Below are 23,982 nucleotides of genomic sequence, written 5' to 3'. Positions count from 1 at the left end.
ACTATAGGTCCTCGCTAATGCTTCGAATTATTGTTACCGTAGTGCCGACAACGGCCAGATAGACGCCCAGGTCGAACACGAAAGCGGTGCCCAGCCCGGTCTTGCCGAGCAGCGGCAGATTCACGTATTGATAGACCTGCGTCAGGAACGGCACTCCGAACAGCACCGCTCCGAACCCCGTCAGCAGAGCCAGCATGACGCCGACGGCGCCGATGATCTTGAAGTCTAACGGAATAATTTCGCCTACGGTCTCCACGTCGAACGCCAGATACAGCAGCATAATCGCTGAAGCCGTGATCAGACCGCCGATAAAGCCGCCGCCTGGATTATTATGCCCCGCGAACAGGATGTAGATGGAATAAATCATGATGATAAACACAAGTATTTTTGCTGCGGTCTGCAGAATAACGTCAGGGAATTTCACTGCTGTCCCCCCTTCCTTGACTTGCGAAGTTTGATCAGCGTGTATACGCCAATGCCTGCCGTGAACAGCACGACGCTTTCCAGCATCGTGTCGAACGCGCGGAAGTCGACCAGAATCGCGTTGACCATGTTTTTGGCGCCGGACAGCTCATAGGCATTCTGGAAGTATTCGGATACCGGCTTGAATTGATTGCTTCCTTGGGCAGCAATGCCGATTAGCGTAAACAGGGCACCGATGCCGATGGAGATGAGCAGATTGGATATCTTAACCCGAATGCGTGTCACTTCCGTCTTCAGCTTGGGCAGGAAGTAGAAGGCCAGCAGGAACAGCGCGGTCGTAATCGTCTCGACGACGAGCTGCGTCAACGCGAGATCCGGCGCCCTAAAGATGACGAACAGCAGCGAGACCAGATAACCGACCGCTCCCACGGCAATGATGGCCGTCAGCCTGGAGGTGACGGAGATGACGAAGCCGGCCAATACGGCGATTGCGCCCGCGAGAATGTATTCGTACAAGCCGATCTCGGCGTTGGTCGACAGGTCGTAGCCGAAAGCGTCCAGCAGCACGAACGAGCCGCCGACAAGAAGGATGATAAATACAAAGATATAGCTCAGATAGCTGTGAAGGAAGCCGTTCATATAGGTGCTGGTTATCCGGGCTGAAAGCTTCTCGGCGCCTGCAAGCCCGTTGTCGTACAGACTGCCCAGCGTATACTTGTGCGGAAGAAGGTTGTAGACGTCACCCCACTTCTTATAGGTGCGGTACAGAAGCGTGCCGACTACGACTATGCCGATCGTCATGTACAGCTCCGTGTTCAAGCCGTGCCAAGCTTTAATCTTTACATAGAAGGTCTCCCCAGGCAGCCGCAGTCCGGGCAGAACCGAATGTATGGCCGGCTCGAAGAGACTATAGGACAGCAGATTCGGAAAGAAGAACGCGGATACGACGATAAGAGCAAGCAAGATTGGCGGAATCAGCATGCCGATCGGCGCCTCATGGGGCTTTTTGTCCAGTCGGTCCGGATGGTAGGTGCCCGTAAACGTCTTGAATACGAGAATCAGGCAATAGGCAAACGTGAAAATGCTGGCTACCCAGGCCGCTATCGGCAGCCACAAGGTCCATTGTTCCGTATGCGTGTTCGCTGCCAGCACCCCGGCAAAAAACATCTCCTTGCTCAGGAAGCCGCTGAACGGCGGCAGGCCGGCCATAGACAAGCCGCCGATGACGGTCAGCGTAAAAGATACGGGCATCAGACTCATCAGTCCGCCGAGCTTGCGGATATCGCGGGTGCCCGTCTCGTGGTCAAGTATGCCAACAACCATGAACAGACAGCCTTTGAATATGGAATGATTGAACAGATGGAAGATTGCGGCGAGAATGGCGGCCTCGAACCAATCGGCCTCCGCCGCGAAATCCGGGTTAAGCGCCAGAGAGCCGATGCCGAGCAACGACATGATAAGCCCTAGCTGACTGATGGTGGAATAGGCAAGAAGCGCCTTAAGGTCGGTCTGTCGGATCGCCATGAAAGCACCCCAGAACAGGGTTAGCGTACCGACGATCGCAATAATCCAGAACCAGTTCATATCGCCGCCGAACACGGGAGTGAAGCGGGCAACCAGATAGACGCCGGCCTTGACCATCGTGGCGGAATGCAGGAAAGCGCTGATCGGAGTCGGCGCTTCCATCGCGTCGGGCAGCCAGATATGGAACGGAAATTGCGCGGACTTGGTAAACGCGCCAAGCAGAATCAGGAGCATGGCAGGGAGGAACAGAGCATGATCGGCGAGCGTCTCCCGCATGCCGATGATCTCGCGAATGCTGAATGTTCCTGCGGCCGTCCCGATCATCAGCGCGCCGAGAAGCATGGCGAAGCCGCCGAATACGGTAATAAGCATCGCCTTCTGCGCGCCGTAACGCGATTTTTTGCGCTGGTACCAATAGGCAATGAGCAGGAAGGACGATACGCTGGTCGCCTCCCAGAACACATACATAACCATCAGATTATCGGATAAAACGATACCGAGCATGGCTCCCATAAACAAAAGCAAATAAACATAGAAGTTATGGAGAGCTTCGCGTTTCATCGACATATAATAAATGGAATAAAGTACAACCAAAGTGCCAATACCTGTAATGATAAGAGCGAATAAAAGCGCCAGACCGTCCAGATGCAGCGAGAAGTGGATGCCGGCAGAAGCAATCCATGGAACGGAATGAACAATGGGGGGAGAGTCGGTCTGAACCGGGAAATTCGTCAGGAAATAAACGAATAGAAGCAGAGGGATCACGATCACGAACCAGCCCGTGTGGATACGGGGCAATTTCTTGAAAAACAACGGCACAAAGATGGTATAGAGGAAAGGCAGCAAAACGGCAAAATGCAGCAAAGACAACTTGTGACCTCCTAATATGTACTTAAACTCATTATAGTTCATATCGGCTGTACGCAATTTTTAACCCGCGCAGATAGTAATGCCAACTAATAGTATACACTAATCGCATTGACAGAACCAAGTAAAAACAGTACTCTGTAGTCAATGTCTCGATACGGGAGCACTCTCGGATGTTCATTCGCGGCTGCCGTATTAGAAGCTTAGATGAGGTGAATCGTTAAATTGAAGAACGGGAGAATGGATGAGAGCATACTCGTATGCGTCTATTATGGACCAAACGGTGAAAGGCTTATCCGTCGTGGCGGCAAAATTGCCAACATGCTGAACTGCCCCTTTTATGTGTTGACAGTGGACCCGCTTCCTGAAGACGAACTGGACATCGAAAAGATCCATTATGTCGAGAAGTGGAAAGAATTGGCCAAAGAGCATGGCGCCGAGCAGTTTATCGTCAAATACAATGAGAGCCGCCCGATCGCCAAGGTCATCGGCGAGGTGGCAAGAAAACACAATATTACCCAGCTTGTTCTCGGACAAACCGCCCAGAGCCGTTGGAAGGAGATTACGAAGGGATCATTCATCAATATTTTGCTGAATGAGATTCCGTTCGTCGATCTTCATATTATTTCGGTCTCGCGGGAGCTCAAAAACGGCGACGGCTTCTATGAGAAGGGCGTTCGCGCTTATTTGCTGCAGGAAGAGACGAAGTACAGGCTTAGCTTCAGTCATACGCATCAGGATGTCTACGAGGGCATTTTCTATAAAGAATTAGGAACGGATTTTAACAACGGCGTATTTAAATTTATGACGAACAACTGCATGATCGAGGTTCAGGTCGTGGACGATTACGTGAAGGATATGGAAGAACAGATGAGATCGGTTGCCAATATCGCGAACAATATCGCCAACACCCAGTGCAGCAATAAAGAATAGCCGTAAACGAATTGCTTATAGGGAAAATGAACAAGGAGCTGCTCCGACAAGTCGACTAACATTGACTGTTGGGACAGCTCCATTTTTATGCCCTACTATCGCAGCCGACTAGTGAGTCTGGATGCCGTTCCGCGCACGGTATTCGCTTGGACTGACATTATAGCGGGAGCGGAACGCCCGGCTGAAATAGGGATAGCTTCGGAAGCCGGCCGATTCGGCGATATCCTCCAGATTCATATCGCTGTGCAGAAGCCTCTCCGATGCGATGGCCAGCCGGATATCGACGACATAGCGCATGGGGGGCAGGCCGAACGTCCCCTTAAACAGATGCGAGGCCGTCGACACGCTGACGCCAAAGCGGGCGGCCACCCGATCCAGCTTGAGCGGCTCGGTCGCATGTTTCTCGAGGTAGCGCTTGATCTGGTAAGGGATATAACGTTCCGGCCGTGATGCGGACCCCGCCTTCTGCGCATGCTGATCGATGGACAGACATATCACCTTGACAAGAGCATCCATCATCTCCGAATTGTCCCCGTGCAAATTCCTCTTCTCATAGATCAGCTTTCTCCAGAGCGACATCAGTTCGTCGATCGGCTCCACGCGGACGATGCCCTGAACCTTGCTTCGCCGCGCCCAATTCTCGATCCACTCCCCGTCGCAGGTCAAATAATAGTCCACGCTATCAATAGGCAGCATCACGCCATCCTGCTCATCGTAAACCGCTTCGATATCGAGCCGGTATTCTTCGCAAGGTCTTCTCAGGATGAGATCGCCCGGCTCCACGGGGTAGGTGACGCCATTTACCGAGACGCGGCATCGTCCCTTTGCTTGAAGGCGCAGGAGCACGCGGTGATCGGAATCGTCGTGCTTCATGTAGCCTTGGAAGGGCACGACATGTCGGGAATAACCGACGGATAAGGGAATGGTCCATGATTGCGTTTGCGAGGCCACAGGCGTAACCACCTCTCCTTGTATCAGGAAGTATTGACTCTATCATAACCGTTGCAAAATAAGTCAACAAGCGGAGAATCGGATATTCACTTCCTTATTTCGTCATTTTATACTGGGTGTAATTGTCGATGGAAGGGGAAGAAGAGAATGAGGGAGAAGATTGCAGTTCAGTTATACACGTTGCGCGAGGAGTGCGCAAACGACTTTCCGGCAACGCTTCGTGAAATAAGTCAAATTGGATACGGAGGCGTGCAATTCGCCGGTTTTCACGGTCACGACCCGAAAGCGCTTAAAGACATTTTGGACGAGACCGGGCTTAAGGCGGCGGGATTGCACGTCGGCCTTAACGAATTGCTTGAACGCGGGGATCAGGTGGCGGACGAGGCTGAAGTGCTCGGCACGATCGACATTATCTGCCCGGGCATAGCCGAGGCAATCCGGACCGAAGACGGTTACAAGGGAGTGCGGTCCGATCTGAACGCTATCGCGGCTAAGCTCAAGGACCGTGGAATGCGGATCAGCTACCACAATCACGCGTTCGAATTCGAGACGAAGGTGGACGGCAAGGACGCATTGTCCTACCTGCTAGAGCCTGCTCCAGGCAACGAAATTTTGGCGGAGCTCGACGTGTACTGGCTAAAGAAGGCTGGCCACGACCCTGTTGCTTTCTTCGAGCCTTACGGCGGCAGAATGCCCATCGTACACATGAAGGATATGACGGACGATGAGGAAGCCACGTTTGCGCCAATCGGTACGGGCGTTATCGATTTTGCTCCCATTATCGAATGGGGCGAGACTAACGGCGTAGAGTGGTACGTGGTGGAGCAGGATTCCTGCAAAACTGATCCCATGGCATGCGTGCGAACGAGCTATGGCAATCTGCTGAGCTTGATGGAGCAGAGAGCTGAACGATAAAATAATCATTCTTTTATAATTCGGGGAGGAACAGAACATGAGCGCAAAATATAAAGTAGGCGTCATCGGAGCAGGCGGCATCTTCCAAGCGGCCCATATGGAGGCATGGCTGGAGCATCCGGAAGCAGAAGTAGTGGCGGTATGCGACATTAGAGAAGAGCGTGCGCAAGAAATTGCCGGGAAGCTGGGTGTGAGCCGCGTCTATACGGATTATCGCGACATGCTGCGCGAAGGCGGCTTCGACATCGTCGATATCTGCACGCCGAACCTGTATCACTCGGAGATAGCGATTGCCGCACTGGAAGCGGGATACAATACATTCTGCGAGAAGCCGGACGCGGTCAATCCCGTCGAAGCGCAGAAGATGGCGGATGCGGCGGCCGCATCGGGTAAGCTGTTGATGGTCATGCGCAACAATCGCTTCAATCCGAATTCGCAATTCCTTAAGCGTCTGGCCGATGAAGGCGGCATGGGCGAAATCTACACGGGACGCTGCGGCTGGATCCGGAGAAGGGGCATTCCGGGCAAGGGCGGCTGGTTCACGACGAAGGAGCTGTCGGGCGGCGGGCCGCTAATCGACCTGGGCGTACATTTCATCGATCTCGCCATGTGGATCATGGGCAACCCGAAGCCCGTATCCGTCACGGGAGCGAAGTACACGAAGTTCGCCAATGATACCATTGCCGATTCTGTCCATAGCTCCTTCGGCGACCGTCAGGAGGATGGCACGTTCGACGTAGAGGACCTGGCAACGGGCTTTATCCGCTTCGACAACGGCGCGACGCTGCAGATCGAATTCAGCTGGGCCTCCAACATTGGGGAGGAAATGAATTTCGTCGAGCTGCGCGGCACCAAGGCGGGAGCGAGCCTGCGCAATGGCAAGCTTGGCATCTACTCGGAAGCGGCCGGACAACTGACGGACACGGTGCCGGTTATTAAGGGCGCCGACCAGGTGAAGCAGCATACCGAGAACATCAAACATTTCGTCGATTGCCTGGAAGGACGCGCGAAACCGACGATCACGCCGGAGCAGGGCGTCGACATGATCAAAATTTTGGCCGCGATTTACGAATCGGCGGAAACCGGCAGAGAAGTCAGGCTGTAAATTTGCTATAATGAGGGCGAACGGGATACGTGAAAGGACCTCGAATTCCACTAAAAAGTGGGACGAGGTCCTTTTTCTTGAAAAAATCCGACTTAACGCAGGGCTCGAAAAATCACAAGCTGCAGAAGAAGAGCGAGCGTGTCACAGATGCCCATTGGAGCTAAAGCTTACACCGTAAACGCTCGGACGGATGCCTTCACCAAGGAGATGAATTTCGGACGCGTCTCGTTTGCGACCTTGACCACTTGCTCGTGAGTCAGAGGTTCCAGTTCATCGCCGATCGCCATGTCGGTGATGCAGGTGATGCCGACGGTTTTCACGCCGCAGTAATTGGCTGCCGTCACTTCCGGCACAGTGGACATGCCTACGGCGTCGGCGCCCCAGCGAGCCATCATCGTCAGCTCGGCCGGCGTGCAGTAAGTCGGACCTGAGATGCCGACGTATACGCCTTGCTGAAGCTTGACGCCCAGCTCTTCGGCCTGGGCCGCAACGATGGCGCGCAGCTCCCGGTTGTAAGCTTGCGACATATCCGGGAAGCGAGGACCAAGGTCCGCGACGTTGCCGCCGATCAGCGGATTGCTGCCCGTGTTGTTGATATGGTCAGTAATAAGCATGAGATCACCGGCTGCGAAATCGCGGTTCATGCCGCCCGCGGCATTGGTAACGAGCAGCGTCTCGATACCAAGCGCCTTCATGACGTAGACCGGAAAGACGACTTCCTTCATGGAGTATCCCTCGTAATAGTGGAACCGTCCCTTCATGACGAGTACCTTCTTGCCCTCCAGATCGCCGATGACGAGCTCTCCGGAATGTCCTTCTACCGTGGAGACGGGGAAGTGAGGAATGTCGCCGTACGGAATGACGACAGGGTTCTCCACCTCGTCGGCCATTACGCCGAGTCCGGAGCCCAGGATCAGACCGATTTGCGGTTTGGCTGAGAGTTTGCTTTCGATATAGGCGGATGCTTCGTTTATTTTTGCTAATACGTTGTCCATGCGTGTAACATCTCCCTTGCTTGGGTTGTACTCAGTATGTTCAGCAAGGCGCCGAACCACTCCAATAATAGCCTATCGGACCGGAGAAAGTAAATCAAGGCGGAAGTACGGCGAGGGGGCAAGTTGTTGTTTGCCTGAAAGCTTCGTATAATGGGTACGAGCACTAACCATTCCACTATTGGAGGACCATTTCATGAGTCATGAAACAAACCTTTCATCCGCCCAAGTGGCGGCGATGATCGATCATACGATATTGAAGGCCGACGCAACAAAGGGCGAAATAGAGCAAATTTGTGCGGAAGCAAGAGAGTACAAATTCGCAACGGTGTGCGTCAACGCCGGCTGGGTGCCGCTTGCGGCCAAGCTGCTGAAAGGGAGCGGCGTAGGCGTGACGACCGTCGTCGGATTCCCGCTTGGCGCGACAAGCACGGCCTCGAAGGCGTTCGAGACGAAGCAAGCTATTGAAGACGGAGCGACCGAGATCGACATGGTGCTGAATATCGGCTTGTTAAAATCCGGTGACTTCGAAGAAGTGCGGCGCGACGTCGAAGGCGTTGTTGCCGCGTGCAAGGACAAGGCTCCGCTCAAGGTCATTCTGGAGACGGGGCTGCTGACGGACGAAGAGAAGGTTGTCGCGTGCGAGCTGTGCGTGAAGGCCGGCGCCGACTTCGTGAAGACCTCCACGGGCTTCGGCAAAGGCGGAGCGACGCAGGAAGACATCGCGCTTATGCGCAAGACGGTCGGCCCGGATCTCGGCGTCAAGGCATCCGGCGGCGTTCGCGACCTGGAGACGGCGCTTGCGATGATCGCTTCCGGAGCTACCCGTATCGGCGCCAGCGCGAGCGTGGCCATCGTATCCGGCGGCAACGGCGAAGGATACTAATAGGTTTTTTCAAAAAGTCCGCTGTTGCTGGCAGGCAGACTTCGAACATCATTTCTTCACGCAAACAAACCTCCGAGTTGCCTATTCAGGCAATTCGGAGGTTTGTTTCTTTCGGAGGCTTGTTTTCTTTTAGCTGGACACGTTCTCGCAACTGATCGTCATATTGGCTTGAAGCTCTTCGCCAGTAAGCAGCAGCACGAGCTCCTCGCGACGGTTCATCTCGAGCGGCTGCGCCATCCACGGCTCCACGCAGACGAACGGACGGTCCTTAAGCGACCAAATGACGACGTATTTGAATAAGGGATCGTAGGTTAGACGCACTCGCGAACCGCTGCCGTTAGGGAACGAGATGGAGCTGCGTTTCGCATCCAGCAAACAGAACGATTCCACCATAGGTTCGAGATCCACGGAGCCCGTGTAGGGTTTCACGACATTGTCGTTATAATCGATATAACGTGTGGCGTCGGTGTCGTAGGCGATATCCTTGCTGCCCTCGATTGCGAAGTAGGGGTGGAAGCCGGCATAGAACGGCATAGGACTATTATCGCCAATGTTGCGATAGGTCTGGCGAGTATGCAATTCTCCATTTACCAGCGCATAGGTGAAAATGAGCTCGAAACGGAACGGGTATGACGCCAAGGTCTCCTCGTCTGCACGAAGGCGAATCGTGATGGAAGCTTCGTTGTCTTCGGACGTGCCTACAATATCCCAACTCCGATTCCGCGCGACGCCGTGCTGCCCCATACGGTAGGTCTCGCCTTCCCAATTGTATTGGGAATCCTTTAAGGGTCCGCAGATGGGGAAGAGCACAGGATTGCCTCCGCGAATATTAGCGGCTGGATCCTCGAAGGTCTTTTTGTCCAGATAAAAGAGCTCCTTGCCCAGAAGCTTGCAGCCAATGACGATGCCGCCTCGCTCCGGACAGACGAGCACACGGGAGTCCGTGCTTGTCTCTACTAGTTCATAAATAACATATGTATCCGTATATTGAGATACCTTGAATTGCGACATTAGCTCATACCTCCAGCATGATGTTAGTGTCTTCCCATTGTGCCTGAAAGCGGCGCCCGAGTAAAGCTTTGCTGCCCCTTGCGAGAAAGGCCGAGCCAGATGGCGAGCAATAGCTCGAAAAAAGGGGTTACAGAGCCCCGCGTCCCGACTATGGGAACTGTAGCCCGAAAAAATCGGGCTATTGGAGTGCCGCCGGAGCTGCCGAGCGCAATAGCCCGAAAAAGTCGGGCTATTGGAGCGCCGCCGGAGCTGCCGAGCGCAATAGCCCGAAAAAATCGGGCTGTTGAAGCGCTACCGGAGCTGCCGAGCGCAGTAGCCCGAGAAAATCGGGCTATTGGAGCTCCCGAGCGCAATAGCCCGAGAAAATCGGGCTATTGAAGCGCCGCCGGAGCTGCCGAGCGCAATAGCCCGAAAAAGTCGGGCTATTGGAGCGCCGCGGGAGCTGCCGAGCGCAGTAGCCCGAAAAAATCGGGCTACAGAGCCCGCCGGACCATAAGCGAGCTGCGCGCCAACTGCCAGCAAAAAGAGGCGTCCCGCAAGTCAAATGTGACTTCGGAACGCCCCTTTTGGGTTTATGGACTACTCTTTTGCTGGCGCGTCCGTTGCTGGCGGCGCGTCCGTCGCTGCAGGAGCATCGGATGCAGCTGGAGCTTCTTCTTCCAGCGTATTCGTAATTTTCGCTTTGTTGCGAAGCTCGGAGATCCATGTCTCGGATTGCGTGCGAGCTTCCTGACCCACAAGCAGGGTATGGATAGCGGCTTTTTTCTCTTCGAAGCTAGGCTCGTACGCTGGTTTGTAGTCCGTTTTCTTGATAATGTGGAAGCCAAAGTCGCTTTTTACGACTTCGGAGATCTCGTCCACTTCAAGCGCGAATGCAGCTTCCTCAAATGGCGCAACCATCTGGCCGCGTCCGAAGAAGTTCAGGTCGCCGCCGTTAGCAGCGGAGCCGTCCTTCGACTTGGCTTGAGCCGTCTCGGCGAAGTCTGCGCCTGCCTTGAGCTCGGCAAGGATGCTGTCCGCTTCTTCCTTCGTATCCACGAGAATGTGGGATGCGCGTACCTGCTCCTCGGTGGTACCCAGCATCGCCTTGTTCTGGTCGAAGTAAGCTTGTACCTCTTCGTCCGTTACTTCGGTTTTGGATTCCAGCGACTTGCGGATCATGGCGCTTAATTTCATCTCGCTGCGGAGAACGTCTTCGGTATAGCCGTACTGAAGAAGGGCGGATTGGAACGCCTCTTCCGTGCCGAATTGTAGCTTGACCGCTTCCATCTCTTGATCAATATCTTGTTCGGAGAACGCGATATTGTTAGCCGACATTTCTTGCTGCACCAGGTTTTCCACGATCAGGTTGTCCAGCGCGGCTTTGCCGTTTGCATTAACGAGCAAGTCGTACAGCTGCTCCTTCGAAATCTTCGTCCCGTTGACAGTCGCGACAGCCCCGTTGCTGTCACCTCCGAACGGAGGCTTGACCAATACGACGATTAGCGCGACCACAAGCACGGCGGACAAAATAATCCAGCCCATACGGCCGCCTTTTTGGGCAGGCTGTACCGTAGGCGTCGAAGCCAGCATAGCGGCTGGAGCCGCCGTAACCGCGGCAGCGGCTGCCGCCGTTTCCTTACGGGCGTCGTTGTCATCCTCGTCTTCGACGTAAAGCTCGTCGTCGGCGCGGTCTTCGGCAAGCACTTCCGTTTCGGCAGGTGCTTCCCCAGTCTCGTACGTATAACGTTCTTCTTTTTCTTTGCCGATCTCTGTTTTCTTATCGTTCGGCTGTGTTTCGTCTTGATTGCTCATTTACTCGAAACTCCCTTCAAATTGCAATTCTTCAACTACTATACCAAATGCTTGTCTGAAAAACCTTAAACTTAAATAAAAAAAAGCGCTTTTTTTCAGTTCATCCGCTATTCATGTCGGAAGCTTCTAATGTTAGAATAAAAACGACAATAGCTGACAAGGAGTTGCGGAGGGATCGGTTGATCACTCTGCACGACAGATGGAACGGCTTGACGATAATGGAGATCTCCGGAGCCGATTCGGATGGGGGATGATTTGAGTGAATAAGATGTCGCTTAGAACCAAAGGTTTGATTTTTATCGTACTCATATCGTTTATCCCCTTGTTGCTTGCAGGAGCGGGCAATTATTCGGCGGTCAAGAAGGCCATGCTTCGATCGGAGATGGACAGGATCGGGAGCAAGCTTGGCGTTCGGGCGGATAACATCGAAGCCTGGATGGAAATTCGGCGAGCGGAGGTCATGGTCATGAGCCGCACGGACGTGGTCCGCTACGGCACGGCCTCCGAACGCAAAACCTATTTCCAGCGGGAGCTCGTGAGGAGCGGCTTTGCCTATCATACCATCGGCTTCATCGCGGCGGACGGGATGGCTGTGCGCAGCGACGGGCCGGACCGGGATATGAGCAGCGAGCCGTTTTTTGAATCCGCCATGAAGGGTACGGTTACGATCACGGATCCTTATAAGCCGGAATTCTCGCTCGTGGACCAATCGTATATCGTGGTGCCGGTCTATGGAAGCGGGACGAATATCGAGGGCGTCATCTATGCTTCGATCCCCTTTACTTCGTTTACCCGGTTTTTCGACTTCGCGCAGGCGACGACGCCTGTTCGCTTCTATAACGACGAGGGAGAAATTATTTATTCCTCCAAAGTATCTGTTAATCCGCCCAAGTTTATTGCGGAGGATCCGGTACTGGCGGCGAAATCAAGGGATATGCTGCAACAGAACGAGGGGAGAGCGCAGATCAAGGATGCCGGCGAGGATTATATGGTGTTCTATTCCAAGGTTAATGGAACCCCTTGGCGAATTGCGATGTCGGAACCCCTCTCCAAAATGGAGAAGCTGCTTTCTCCTATACTGTGGAGAACCATATCGACGATTGCGATCTCGGAGATTATTATCGGAGTCTTTTTCTTCTTGTATTTTGAGAAAATCGTCAAACGGCTGGAGAAGATCCTGAGCGTAACGGAGCAAGCGGCCGCCGGAGAATTCGAAGCGGAGCATCTCGATACGTCCCAATTCGACGAGATCGGGCAGCTAGCGCACTCCGTGAACGGGATGATGGAGCATTTGCAAGAGATGTTCGACAGATGGGGCGCCATCATTAACCAAAATCAGTACGGCTTTATCGTGCTGGACGATCATTATCGGGTAACTTACCTGAATCAGACGGCGGAGGAAATGTTAGGCTACAAGTCGGAGGAGCTTGTGGGACATGCGACGCCTCTGGTATTTATGGATATGGAAGAGAACGAGCGGGAAGCCGCGCGCCTCAGCGCAGAGCTGGGGTACGAGGTAATGCCCGGACTTGACGTTTTCCGCGCACTGAGGGATATCCAGTTCTCCTATGAGCGCGAGTGGACGTTTGTGCATAAGGACGGCACCCGCATTCCTATGCTGCACAGCTCGAGCGGACTGCGGGACCGGCGGGGGAAGTTTGCGGGCGTCGTCGGCATGGTGCGGGACATCTCGGACCGGAAGCTGGTGGAGAACGCTCGCAACCGGCTTCTTAATATCGTGGAGTCCGCGCAGGACTTGATCGCCTCCATTAATCTGGAGGGCCATATCGTCTACGTCAACCGGGCAGGGAAGGCGATGTTGGGACTTAAGGAAGAAGACGCTTACTCGACGCGAGTTCGTACCTATGTCGACCCTTCCATGCACGAACAGATGATGGAAGGCAGCAAGCATGCGCTGGAGCATGGATATTGGAACGGCAGTCTGCAGATGAAAAAGGTAAACGGAGAGCTTTTGTTCGTATCCATGATGATCGTCGTGCAAGAGGATGATTATACCGGCGAAACCTTCTTCTCCTGCATCGCCAGAGATATATCCGAGCAGAAGCTGGTTCAGGAGGAGCTTGTCCGGACCACGCTGGAAGCGGAAGAAGCGAACAAAGCGAAGAGCAGCTTCCTTGCTTTAATGAGCCATGAGATCCGCACGCCGCTTAACGGCATCATCGGCTTGACCAGCCTGATGCGCAAGACGGATCTGTCCCTTATTCAGAAGGACTATATCGACAAAATGCATTTGTCGTCGGAATCCCTGCTTCGCATTATTAACGATGTGCTGGACTTCTCCAAAATCGAAGCGGGCAAGGTCGAGGTCGAGCGTTTCCCGTTCAAGCCGGAGGAACTGCTGAGCCGACTTGCAAATCAGCTTAGCGTATTCCTGGGCGGCAAGGAGCAGTTCGAATTCATGATTCAGACGCCGGAGCGGATTCCCCAGACGTTGATCGGGGACTCATTGCGGCTGGAACAAGTGCTGCTAAACCTTTGCATGAACGCGATTAAATTCACGGGCAAAGGGATCGTCAGGCTGGAGCTCGAAGAGGAAGAGGAGATCGAGGGACAAATCTGGATTCGCTTTATGATCTCGGATACGGGAATCGGCATGAGCAAGGATCAGGTGGAACGGCTGTTTATGCCGTTTACGCAGGCTGACAGCTCCACGACTCGCAAGTTCGGCGGCACGGGTCTCGGCCTCGTCATCTCGCAGAATCTCGTAAAGCTTATGGGTGGCACGCTGGACGTATCCAGCGTCGAAGGAGCAGGAAGCCGATTCTACTTTACGCTGCCATTTGGAGTCGATCCCGTACGCATCGACAGCGTGGACAAACAGCCTCCTTTCAGCAACGAGCAGACGGTATGGATTTTGGAGGACAGCAGGCGAATGCGCGAACATTGGACGCAGTTGCTGGAGAGCATGGGTCTGACGACCATTGCCTTCGGAAGCTGGCAGACGATGTACGAACGGCTGCGGATCGTCGGCGAGGGGGCAAGACCTCATCTGCTGTTAACCGATATGGAGATGCCGGATATGTACGGCACGGAGACGTGGCTTGACTTGCATGGCGTCGCGGCGGAGATGGGCGTGCCCGTAATAGCGCTCACGACTACCTTTGGCAGAGACGAGCTGCTGCAGCTTCCCCTCGAGAATCGCCCTGCTGCCATTATCGCCAAGCCGGTCACGCGGACGTCGCTGCTCCGCGCGTTTAAGGACGCGACAGAACAGAAGAGCCAGAAGCTTGCCGCTCCCGATACGGTTGACGCCGTGCAGGCTGTCAAGGAACAGCGGCGCCGAGTCAACATATTGTTAGCCGAAGATAATAAGATCAATCAGATGGTTGCGATGGAGATGTTAAAGGATGCCGGCTATGAGGCGCAGCTGGCGGAAAATGGCGAAGAAGCGATCCGCATGCTGGAAAAGGGCCGCTGGGATCTTGTGCTGATGGATATCCATATGCCGATTATGGACGGGACGGAAGCCGTTCGCATTATGCGGAGCAAGCGGGAATACGACTCGATCCCGGTTATCGCCGTGACGGCCAATGTCGTGAAGAAGGATCATGAACGTTACTTGAAGCTTGGCATGAACGAGGTCATTACGAAGCCGCTCTCCGTGGAGCGAATGCATGAAGTGTTGGCCTATTGGCTGGAGCGCAAGGCATTGGCCGAAAAAAGCGGCGAACTGAGCAAGCGGGAAGAAGCCTTGTCCCATTGGTCGGAGAGACAGACTGCAAGCGCTGCCGCTCCGCCTGTTACGCTTAGTCCAATCGAGGGTATGAATGTGGATAGCGCCTTGGAACGAGTAAATGGGAAGCTGCCGATTTTACGGCATATGATTTTGCAATTCAAGATTGATTACGAACGGTTCATGGATCAGCTGCGCCTGGCGCTGGGGCAGTCGGAGATGGACAAAGCGCTTAGAATGCTGCATACGCTCAAGGGAGCCGCAGGATACTTGTCGGCGGAGGAACTCGTCAATGCCGTCAACGAAGTCAGCGATTTGCTGAAGTCGGGAGGGACTGATACGGGAGTGCTGGGCATCGCGTTGGATCAATTGGAAGCGAAGATGGGTTTTCTTCTGAGAGGATTAAGGGATGCAGACCAACAATTCGACAGAATCGTCTAACATTTTTCTAACATTCTGTTGTTCGTCAGCCCGCTGTCATGTATAGTAGAGATACTATAATAGGTTGTAAACACATACTACAAAAGCTCGACAGAAATCTTCAATATGTTTAAAGGGTGACGCCGATGTATAAAGTATTGGTTATTGAAGATGACGTTATGATGAGTAACATGCTGTCGATGTATCTGACGGAAGAAGGCTATCAAGTCAGCCAAGCATTCCGGGGAGACGAGGGGCTTCAGCTGGCTGGCAGCGTGTTGCCCGACCTTATCCTGCTTGACCTGATCTTGCCCGACGTGGATGGAATAGAGGTTTGCCTGGAAGTACGCAAGACATCGAACGTGCCTATCATGATTCTGTCTATGAAGAGCGAAGTTTCGGAACGCGTGCAGGCGCTGAAGTCGGGAGCGGACGATTATCTCTGCAAGCCGTTTAGCATGCACGAATTGACCGCGCGCGCGGAGGCGTTAATTCGCCGTTCTAACGTCATCTACGGAGAATCTGCCGTGGCGGTGGCGGCTGAGTCGCCTGTTACGGCCTCGCCGGAGATGATTCAGCTCGATGTCGAGCGAAGACTGTTGCTTGTACGCGGACAGCTGGTTGAGACGACTTTCTCGGAGTATGAGCTGATGAAGCTGTTCTTGGCACACCCGGGGAAGGTATTCAGCCGGGAGGAGCTCATCAACGCCATTCGCGGATTCGATTCTTTTGTTACCGATCGGGCCATCGACGTACATATCGTCAACTTGCGAAAGAAGATTGAGCTGAATCCCAAGGAGCCGCGCCTGATCCGTACGGTGTGGGGTTTCGGTTACAAGTACACCGCGCTTGTCTCAACGTAACCAAAGGCACATGCACGCTAGTTTATAACACACGCCGGAAAGCCGTTCAGTGAGGTCATTTATGACTCGCGGGGCGGCTTTTTGCAATTCTAGAAAATGCTAACGAGTCTTAATGATTCTAACAATCTTCTAAAGGGTACTTCCGTAAATTTCTAATAATTCTATGCGATGATGAATTCATCAGAGAAATGTTCGAAGAAGCTTGAAAAAATAAGGGAGGCTGGAAAATGGAAAGCTCCGCTCGATTGCTGAGCAGGAAGGAATCGTATGCGAAGGTTGAGTTAAGCGTACATGAGGCCAGAGCCGAGGGAAAGCGAATATTGGCCATGATCGTGGAGCTGGACCGATTCTATCGCGTAATCGATACGAAAGGTACGGATTTCGGGCATGAAGTACTCGACGTCATGATGAATCGGCTAATCGAGCTGTCGAAGCAGCTCGCAGGCTCGGAGCCGCCTGTCTTAAGCAATTGGGGAAGTCATTCGTTTCTATTGCTTCTCTATATCTCGAAGGAAGACTCGGAATTCGATGTTTGTTGGCAAGCGGCGGAAGCAATGAAACATGCGGCAGAACGTCCCGTACCGGATGGAGATTCGGAGCTTTACTTAACCGCAAGCATCGGAGCTTGTTACTTCCCCCAAGATGGGGTGACTGGCGAAGCGCTCATCTGCCGGGCGGAATCAGCGGTGCAGCAATCGAAGGAGAACGGGGGCAATCGCATTACATTTTATAAGTCCGAGGATACGGACCGGATGAACAGACGCATCGCGATCGAAAGTGGTTTGCGCCCCGCGTTGTATCAGAGGCAATTCCATCTCAGCTACCAGCCGATCTACAGGCTGGGGGACGGTCGGCTGAGGGGGCTGGAGGCCCTTATCCGTTGGAATCATCCGGAGTTAGGCGTCGTTTCGCCCAAAGAATTTATACCAATCGCCGAACATGGCGGACTTATCATCCCAATCGGGGAGTGGGTGATCAGGGAGAGCTGCAAGATGCTGGCTCGCATTCGCAAGTACGGCTTGCATGATTTGCGGATGTCGATCAATATATCGCCCCTGCAACTGCATGATCCTTCCTTCATGAATACACTGCTGAACGTGCTTGAAGAGAATCGTCTGGAGCCTTCTTCGATCGAGCTCGAAATAACGGAACATTATTTATTTCATTCCTCAGAGACTGCCGTGACCGCGCTTAGCCGATTGAGAGCAACAGGCGTACGTATAGCCTTGGACGATTTCGGGACGGGTTATTCTTCCTTCAGTAATCTGAAGCAGCTGCCCATTCATTGCTTAAAGATCGACAAGAGCTTCATACAGAAGATTGATCTTCAAGGAGCGGAGCGTCATATCGTCGAATCCATTATCGGACTTGTGCAGAAGCTTGGCGTAGAGGTCATTGCCGAAGGCGTCGAATATGAAGGGCAATACCGCCTGCTTAAGGAATGGGGCTGCAATTATGTGCAGGGTTATCTGCTAGGCACCCCAATGGAGCCGACAATGATGGATACCTCCATGTTCCGTAGAGCAGCCAGCACCGAAGAGCGGGCGGAGAGCGGGAGCAGCCACCACGATGGCGAAACTAATGCCGCGGAATGCCGCGTCTATTGTCCGCAATAAGTGGCAACGCCATGTATCCAGCCAATCATCTTGGCTGGATAGGGCGATAAACTCAAAAAGGGCTGTTCTTCCAGGCGATCATCATTGATCTCCTTGAAGAACAGCCCTCTGTCATGCTACCCATCGCTTAGCTGACCTCCAGGTACAGCTTGGTTCCATCGTTGTACTGAAAGATCGCGACGTCTCGGACCATCTCGACGGATTTGATTCGTTTCCACTTTTTTCTGAAGTCGAAGTTCAATTCCATCTCGTACAATTTATGCTGAAGCAGCTCTACAGATGCTGATTGTTCGTTAGGGTAGTAGACAGGGACGGAACGATTCTTGAAGGTTAGAACTCGCATCATAATGCCATGCACCTCCGATTTGCGTTTTTCCCATTATACCGAGAACAGATTAGCCTCTTATGAAACTGTCGTAAGGAGTTTGTTTATTTTGCTCACAATTTCCTAACATAAATTCATGCCGAGGTTATGGACCATGCTTCCATCGTTCGACATCCCGGGTTCTAAGAACTGCTGTACTTCCACTTCTTCTTATAGTACCCGTGGCCGTAATGATGATTGTATCTTGGCGGCGGATAATGCATCGGCTGGTTCGGGTAAGGTGCTTGCCCCGGATATGGGCCGTGCGCGTTCGGGTGCGGAGGCGGTCCGGGATGGTGCCCGCCCGGATAAGGCGGTTGACCTTGGTAAGGCTGGTTCGGATATGGCGGATGGCCATGATGCTGGTGCGGATGATGCGGCGGTCCGTGATGATGACCGTTCGGGTAAGGCGGATAATGCGGCGGCGGGTAATAACCTTTCTTGAAGTCGCTGCTGCTATAACGATGGTAGCCATATCCGTGACGTCCCGTCAACGAATGTATGATACGCTTTAACATAGAACTTCCTCCTTCATAGGAATCGGTTGATGGCATAGCTTTAAGAGGTTGTTCAAAAAGTCCACTTCTCATTACGAGGTATGCCTAGAAGCTTACTCGACATCGAATATTGAACGCAACCGAACCTTCCGTTGCTCACGTAGCTCTGCTAGTTGCCTTCAATCTTCACGGTACTGAGAACCGAACTTTTTGAACGCGCACTTTGGTAAGTATACGTCAATCGGGAGGGAGAGGTTTCTTGTTGTTGGCCCAAACTTTGCGGATCTCGACAATGGATGGCGATATCGGTAATCTTAAGACGGGAGTTGATTTCATTGTTAACAAACATCCGGGCCAGATGGGCTCAAATCATAACGGACTTTCGCGATTATCCGCTGCAGCCTGGCAAGACGTGGCAGGGACGATATGCCGTAGAACGATTCCTCGGGATGGGCAGCTACGGTCAAGCGTACTTATGCCATGACAAGGTTAGCGGGAAAAGCGTGCTGATGAAATGCAACAAGCCCAGCAAAGGAAACACGGGTCTCTTGCTTTTGCGACGAGAGTATCGGATTATGCAAGCGGTATCTCATCCACAGATACCACGGGCACTCGACTACTCAAAAAGGGGCAAGCAGGAAGCGCTCATTATGGAATATATTGAAGGTTATAATTTAGAGTATGCCATCTATGAGAGGAATCTAACCTTCTCGGCTACTAATGGTCTTCAATTACTTAAACAACTAATCCAGCCGTTGAAACAGCTTCATGACGCAGGATTCGTCCACCGCGACGTCCGTATTCCCAATGTCATTCTCGCAGGGGGATTGCCGCATCTGATCGATCTTGGGCTGTCATGCGCTGTGGGGGAGGAGCTTCCGCAGGAGCTTCGCGACGCGCTGGGCGAGGGGAGCGACCTTGCCGGAAGCGCGGCGGCGATCAAGCGGCGCATGAGACACCCGCACCCCTCCAGCGATTGGTTCGGGCTCGGCCACTTGTTTCTCTTCGTCATGTATGCAGGCTACGAGGCAGTCGAGGGGCAGGTCGAGCGAAGCTGGGAGGAAGAGCTGGCATTGCCGGCTCTCGTCCGTGACTTCTTGCGCAAGCTGCTCAATGACGAGTCGGCCTGGCCATCGACGGAAGCTTGCGAGCGGGAACTCGATGAGCTTATTGCTACGTTGGAGCGAGAAGCCTGGGCATGACAGGCAGTTGGTTAAGCCAGGGTGTAGTAAGCTGCCGCGATAAGAGCCAGATGGAGCGGATAGAAGCTTCTCCAGACGACGCGCGGCACTTGCAGACGATCTATGCTTCGCAGAAACTCGGGCAGATAGATAAGGAGCACGCTGGCGAACAAGCTGAAGAGCTGTAATCCCCAGCCCTTGGAGAATACGGCCGCTATATTAAGGCCGAGGTGGAGCCAGACGACATGGCTTGGCTTGGCATAACGATAGATGAAGACGAGCAGAAGTCCATAGGCGCCATAGTCGAACGGGATGATCTCCAGCGTGACGATGGCGGCCGCGATGAGCAGCACTTGAAGCGCCCGGCTGTTCTGATAGCGGTCCAAAAGCGTTAGCATAAGCAAGCAGACGAGCAGCGTCGCGATCGCATTCATCTCCCAGGTCTGGAACGCCAACATAAACGGCAGCTGCGACAAGCCGGCCAAGATCGCCATTCGCATCAGATAACGATTCAAGTTGCGTGTGCGGTGATAACCGATGACGATGGCGTAAGCATACAGCGGGAATGCGAGTCTCCCGATGATGCGCAGGACAGCCTCGTCCGGGAACCATACGGCGCCGATGTGGTCGATTAACATGGTAAGCATAGCAAGCCATTGCATGTAGATTCTCACCTTCGCTGAGCAAGTTGATTAAGCAGGTTAAGTATACCATAGCCTTAAGCGAAGGGAGAAACGGAGGAGACGGTGGCGGAAACGACAGAACGTTAGAGCGACAGGATAAAAGAACGTCGGAACGACAGGATAACAGAGCGTTGGCTATAGGCCGGCGTTCTTTTTTAGTCTGGCTGCGATCTCGAGGAAGTCCTCCTCCGAGATGCCGGGCGCGAACTCCTCCGGGACAGCCTCCAGGTCGAACATGGGAGCGCCCTCCGGAGCGCCCTGGATGACTTCCAGCTTGGCGCCTGTTTGCGGATTCTGCCCATTCCAGATAAGCACGACGTCCTTGTAATCCTGAGGACTGAACGTATACAGCTTGTTGCCTAGGCCCATGGCCTCGTATTTGCGTGCCGTCTCGAAGTGTTCGTTGCTGAGATTAGGGATCGGGATCATCCTCTTCATGTCGACGCCCGTCGCAATCTCCAGCGCCTTGGCGTAGGCGAGAATATGAACGCCCCCGCGAACGAGCAGATAACCGATCATCGCACGGGCGGTTGGGTGGTCGGTCATCTCGTAGACGCGCATCTTGTGGGTACGGGCGCCGCATTCCAGGAAGAAGTTGTGCAGCAGGTCCAGCACAAGATTGCCGCTGCTGAACACGTAGTCGCCGCGCCATGGGTTGCCCATGGAATCGCCGGCCAGCGAGGTCTGGGCGGTGCTGATAAAGAAGTAGCTGTTGCGTTTGTCTACGCCGGGCCGTAGCGGTGCGGAATCGGGATCGCCGGGTGACGTCGTTCCGGTAAGCACCATGTTAATGGCGGCAGAGACGAGCTCCACGTGGCCGAGCTCTTCCGCCGTAATGCTGGAGACCAGATCGTAGAATGGCTTCAGCTTTTTTTTGTTCCGGAAGTTGAAGGACTGGTACATGTAATTGTTTAGCGTGGACATCTCTCCGAACTTGCCGCCTAGCAGCTCTTGTACGGCAGCAGCCGCATTGGCGTCCGCGTAGGGGGAGGGCGGGAGCTCGATCTGAAGCTTGTTCTGACGGTAGAACATATACGTCTTCACCACTTTCATCGGAATTGGGTCAGGGGTGTACTCGCTCGCGGTTATCAATCAATTATTAATGAATATGCCGTAATTTGGGGTCGCATGCAGAAGTCGATAATTCCAAAAATAGCTGGCGCAGGTGTCTTACCGACGTCAGCATTTTTTGAATAGGAGATTATGCAACTCCAGGACTTGTGAACTTGTGAACAAAAGGTTGAAAAATCTAACAGACACCAGAGACGCTATTTGTCCGTTTTTTAACCTCAAACATTTCTAACGGACAGGGAAGTCACTATTGGGTCGTAATGGAGCCAATTTACTTGATGATGATGCCAATAACGTCATGGATGTCCGTTAGATTTTCGAAAACTTAAAAACTCGAAGAATAGCTTCATTTATGTCCGTTAGGCGAGAGTGACTATTGTTTGTAGATTGACAAAGGAAATAAAGCATATGAAATCGAATAGGTTACCATAATCTGCTAAGGGGGTGCTTTATGAGCAAATCAACCAGTCCAATTAAAAACCGAATCTGTGGTACGTTCATGCCAGTTAGGGATATCGAAAGGGCACGAGATTGGTATTGCAAAATCTTCGGCATTTCGGAAACACCTGAAATAATGAGTGGACATCTGTGCCCACTTCCAATGCAAGGTGCAGGACTTATTTTGGACACGATGCCGATGTGGGGAGGCAAAGAACCTGACGGACCACCTACTTATCAGACACCTGCATTTATGTTCGCAACCGATGACATCGAAAGCTCCTATCAATTCATGAAGGACAACGGAGTAGAATTGGTTACTGGTATTGAATATGGACACTGGTTTGCTTTTCGTGACCCAGATGGCAATTTATTGATGGTATGTAAGTGATAATTTAACAAACGGAAACGTTAGTTCAGTTAGTCATACTCTACAAAGAAAGGGCCATCCCGTAAAAGAATGGCCTTAAAACTTGCCGTTACAGACAACCCGGAGAACCGTATCATAAGTAGAAGTACGAATCATTGAACCAACTGGGAACGATAGCATCATGACAAAACGGCAGTCGGCCACCCATTCGGTTGCTGTTGTTTATTGAAGTAATAGGCGGAAAACTACCAATATGTGGTATTATGGTGGATATGTCCACATTGTTTTTAGTCTATCAGATGCAACATTATGAAACAGTGCTTTAATAAGGAGTTGTATAAAATGAATGAAAATAAAGGTACGGAAATAAAACGTTCTTCAAAAGCAGAAAACATTCTAATTCAGATCAATTGTCAAACTAAGTTAGGCGACTTACGAAAAATCGCAAAGGACATTAAAAAAGATCACGAACTAGCTATGGAACTTTGGTCAACCGAGGGGTATTTGCCCAGACTATTAGCAATCTTGATTATGGATAAAAAACTTCTTTCACAAGAAGTGTTAAATAAGCTTGATAAGGATATGCTGACTCACGCTTTTGATGAGCGAAATAACTTAATGGATTGGTTAATGGCTAATCAGCTTACCAAAGACAAGAAGACAATTGCATTGATGGAGTCATGGGGAAATAGCCCTTCTGCTCTTCAAAGACGAGTTTTCTGGTATTATCAAGCGCGATTGAGATGGACTGGACAAGCACCGCCTGATAACACCGAAGACTTAATATCTAAATTAGAATCCAATATTACGCAAGAAGAACCGGAAGTTCAATGGGCTATGAATTTCACCGCAGGCTGGATAGGCGTTTATGATGAAAAGAATCGCGCACGTTGTATTAAACTTGGTGAAAGAACGGGCCTTTACAAAGATGAAATGGTATCAAAGGGATGTACACCTGACTATTTACCGGAGTTTATTACAATTGAAGTTAACAAACGACAAAGTAATTAGTTACCTTTGAAAAATTTATTAAGGATTAATGTAAAAAATAAAGGAATTCAAAAATTCTACAAATTTTTAATGAATTATCGAGAAAATAGGATTAAGCTATGTGGCCACTGGAGATTTTTTTATATTCAGTTTACTTCTTATGATCATAATCATAATCCTTTTGATTCTCAATTTGGTTATGTGGAATAGACAGCTTAGAAAAAGTAAAGATTTAGATGATGCAATATACAGACTGATCGAAATAAGTAAATCGAACTCTAAGCAGAAAAACAATATAGATAAGTCTGTCTGATTGTGAATTACGCTAACGAACATGAAGGTAAAGCGGTGGAAGCGATCCACCGCTTGTTTTACTTACTTAAGGCCAGACTAC

The 23,982-nt window shown here is 52.2% G+C and carries 20 protein-coding genes; 10 read left to right on the top strand and 10 right to left on the bottom strand.

Annotated features, from left to right (window positions below; all coding sequences use genetic code 11):
• Nucleotide 1: 1 nt before the first annotated feature.
• Nucleotides 2–424 carry a Na(+)/H(+) antiporter subunit B gene (locus H7F31_RS32355; protein ID WP_108995335.1) on the bottom strand — a complete coding sequence of 141 codons (423 nt, stop codon included), beginning with the start codon at nt 422–424 and terminating at the stop codon, nt 2–4.
• On the bottom strand, nt 421–2,817 hold the full coding sequence (locus tag H7F31_RS32350; RefSeq protein WP_187102198.1) for a Na+/H+ antiporter subunit A: 2,397 nt from the start codon (nt 2,815–2,817) through the stop codon (nt 421–423). Before H7F31_RS32350 ends, H7F31_RS32355 begins: the two co-directional genes overlap by 4 nt.
• A 237-nt stretch (nt 2,818–3,054) precedes the next feature.
• Here H7F31_RS32350 and H7F31_RS32345 point away from each other — a divergent pair, with 237 nt between their 5' ends.
• Nucleotides 3,055–3,747 carry an adenine nucleotide alpha hydrolase family protein gene (locus H7F31_RS32345; protein WP_246608882.1) on the top strand — a complete coding sequence of 231 codons (693 nt, stop codon included), beginning with the start codon at nt 3,055–3,057 and terminating at the stop codon, nt 3,745–3,747.
• A gap of 108 nt (nt 3,748–3,855) precedes the next feature.
• Here the strand turns inward: H7F31_RS32345 and H7F31_RS32340 are convergent, their stop codons facing one another.
• Nucleotides 3,856–4,698: an AraC family transcriptional regulator gene (locus tag H7F31_RS32340; protein WP_187102197.1), complete on the bottom strand. Its 843-nt coding sequence runs from the start codon at nt 4,696–4,698 to the stop codon at nt 3,856–3,858.
• A gap of 147 nt (nt 4,699–4,845) precedes the next feature.
• Here H7F31_RS32340 and H7F31_RS32335 point away from each other — a divergent pair, with 147 nt between their 5' ends.
• Both H7F31_RS32335 and H7F31_RS32330 read left to right on the top strand, forming a co-directional pair.
• Nucleotides 4,846–5,613, top strand: coding sequence for a sugar phosphate isomerase/epimerase family protein (locus tag H7F31_RS32335; protein ID WP_187102196.1), 768 nt, complete (start codon nt 4,846–4,848; stop codon nt 5,611–5,613).
• Nucleotides 5,614–5,650: 37 nt separating this feature from the next.
• On the top strand, nt 5,651–6,718 hold the full coding sequence (locus H7F31_RS32330) for a Gfo/Idh/MocA family protein (RefSeq protein WP_187102195.1): 1,068 nt from the start codon (nt 5,651–5,653) through the stop codon (nt 6,716–6,718).
• Between the two features lie 167 nt (nt 6,719–6,885).
• Here H7F31_RS32330 and H7F31_RS32325 read toward each other — a convergent pair whose 3' ends face one another.
• Entirely contained in the window at nt 6,886–7,713 is an 828-nt protein-coding gene (locus H7F31_RS32325; protein WP_187102194.1) for a purine-nucleoside phosphorylase, read from the bottom strand.
• A gap of 193 nt (nt 7,714–7,906) precedes the next feature.
• Between H7F31_RS32325 and deoC the strand changes: the two genes are divergently transcribed.
• Complete coding sequence (gene deoC / locus H7F31_RS32320) at nt 7,907–8,596, top strand: deoxyribose-phosphate aldolase (RefSeq protein WP_187102193.1); 690 nt, start codon at nt 7,907–7,909, stop codon at nt 8,594–8,596.
• 129 nt (nt 8,597–8,725) lie between these two features.
• Here the strand turns inward: deoC and H7F31_RS32315 are convergent, their stop codons facing one another.
• Together H7F31_RS32315 and H7F31_RS32310 are read right to left on the bottom strand one after the other, a co-directional pair.
• The gene (locus H7F31_RS32315) at nt 8,726–9,607 is read right to left on the bottom strand and encodes an aldose epimerase family protein (RefSeq protein WP_187102192.1); all 882 of its coding nucleotides are present in this window, start codon (nt 9,605–9,607) and stop codon (nt 8,726–8,728) included.
• Nucleotides 9,608–10,186: 579 nt separating this feature from the next.
• The gene (locus H7F31_RS32310; protein WP_187102191.1) at nt 10,187–11,401 is read right to left on the bottom strand and encodes a peptidylprolyl isomerase; all 1,215 of its coding nucleotides are present in this window, start codon (nt 11,399–11,401) and stop codon (nt 10,187–10,189) included.
• 268 nt (nt 11,402–11,669) lie between these two features.
• Here H7F31_RS32310 and H7F31_RS32305 point away from each other — a divergent pair, with 268 nt between their 5' ends.
• From H7F31_RS32305 to H7F31_RS32295, 3 genes are all read left to right on the top strand, one after another.
• Nucleotides 11,670–15,536, top strand: coding sequence for a response regulator (locus tag H7F31_RS32305; protein ID WP_261800591.1), 3,867 nt, complete (start codon nt 11,670–11,672; stop codon nt 15,534–15,536).
• A 125-nt stretch (nt 15,537–15,661) separates the two neighbouring features.
• Nucleotides 15,662–16,378: a response regulator transcription factor gene (locus H7F31_RS32300; RefSeq protein WP_187102189.1), complete on the top strand. Its 717-nt coding sequence runs from the start codon at nt 15,662–15,664 to the stop codon at nt 16,376–16,378.
• Between the two features lie 227 nt (nt 16,379–16,605).
• A complete protein-coding gene (locus tag H7F31_RS32295) occupies nt 16,606–17,994 on the top strand; it encodes a putative bifunctional diguanylate cyclase/phosphodiesterase (protein ID WP_187102188.1) in 1,389 nt (462 codons plus the stop codon).
• A gap of 127 nt (nt 17,995–18,121) precedes the next feature.
• Here the strand turns inward: H7F31_RS32295 and H7F31_RS32290 are convergent, their stop codons facing one another.
• Together H7F31_RS32290 and H7F31_RS32285 are read right to left on the bottom strand one after the other, a co-directional pair.
• Nucleotides 18,122–18,340, bottom strand: a complete 219-nt coding sequence (locus H7F31_RS32290) for a hypothetical protein (RefSeq protein WP_087571926.1) — start codon at nt 18,338–18,340, stop codon at nt 18,122–18,124.
• Between the two features lie 161 nt (nt 18,341–18,501).
• Nucleotides 18,502–18,876 (bottom strand): hypothetical protein, encoded by a 375-nt coding sequence (locus H7F31_RS32285; protein ID WP_187102187.1) that lies wholly within the window; start codon nt 18,874–18,876, stop codon nt 18,502–18,504.
• A 314-nt stretch (nt 18,877–19,190) separates the two neighbouring features.
• Between H7F31_RS32285 and H7F31_RS32280 the strand changes: the two genes are divergently transcribed.
• Nucleotides 19,191–20,057 carry a serine/threonine protein kinase gene (locus H7F31_RS32280; protein WP_261800216.1) on the top strand — a complete coding sequence of 289 codons (867 nt, stop codon included), beginning with the start codon at nt 19,191–19,193 and terminating at the stop codon, nt 20,055–20,057.
• Nucleotides 20,058–20,068: 11 nt separating this feature from the next.
• On the opposite strand, the gene H7F31_RS32275 is transcribed toward H7F31_RS32280, so the two are convergent.
• Nucleotides 20,069–20,698, bottom strand: coding sequence for a TraX family protein (locus tag H7F31_RS32275; RefSeq protein ID WP_187102185.1), 630 nt, complete (start codon nt 20,696–20,698; stop codon nt 20,069–20,071).
• Nucleotides 20,699–20,854: 156 nt separating this feature from the next.
• Entirely contained in the window at nt 20,855–21,751 is an 897-nt protein-coding gene (locus H7F31_RS32270) for a manganese catalase family protein (RefSeq protein WP_187102184.1), read from the bottom strand.
• A gap of 490 nt (nt 21,752–22,241) precedes the next feature.
• Here H7F31_RS32270 and H7F31_RS32265 point away from each other — a divergent pair, with 490 nt between their 5' ends.
• Both H7F31_RS32265 and H7F31_RS32260 read left to right on the top strand, forming a co-directional pair.
• On the top strand, nt 22,242–22,619 hold the full coding sequence (locus H7F31_RS32265; protein WP_187102183.1) for a VOC family protein: 378 nt from the start codon (nt 22,242–22,244) through the stop codon (nt 22,617–22,619).
• Between the two features lie 321 nt (nt 22,620–22,940).
• On the top strand, nt 22,941–23,609 hold the full coding sequence (locus H7F31_RS32260) for a DNA alkylation repair protein (RefSeq protein WP_187102182.1): 669 nt from the start codon (nt 22,941–22,943) through the stop codon (nt 23,607–23,609).
• The last annotated feature ends 373 nt before the right edge of the window (nt 23,610–23,982 follow it).

This window comes from Paenibacillus sp. PAMC21692 (assembly GCF_014303795.1).
GTDB lineage: Bacteria > Bacillota > Bacilli > Paenibacillales > Paenibacillaceae > Pristimantibacillus > Pristimantibacillus agaridevorans.
This window is presented reverse-complemented; position numbering and strand designations above follow the sequence as displayed.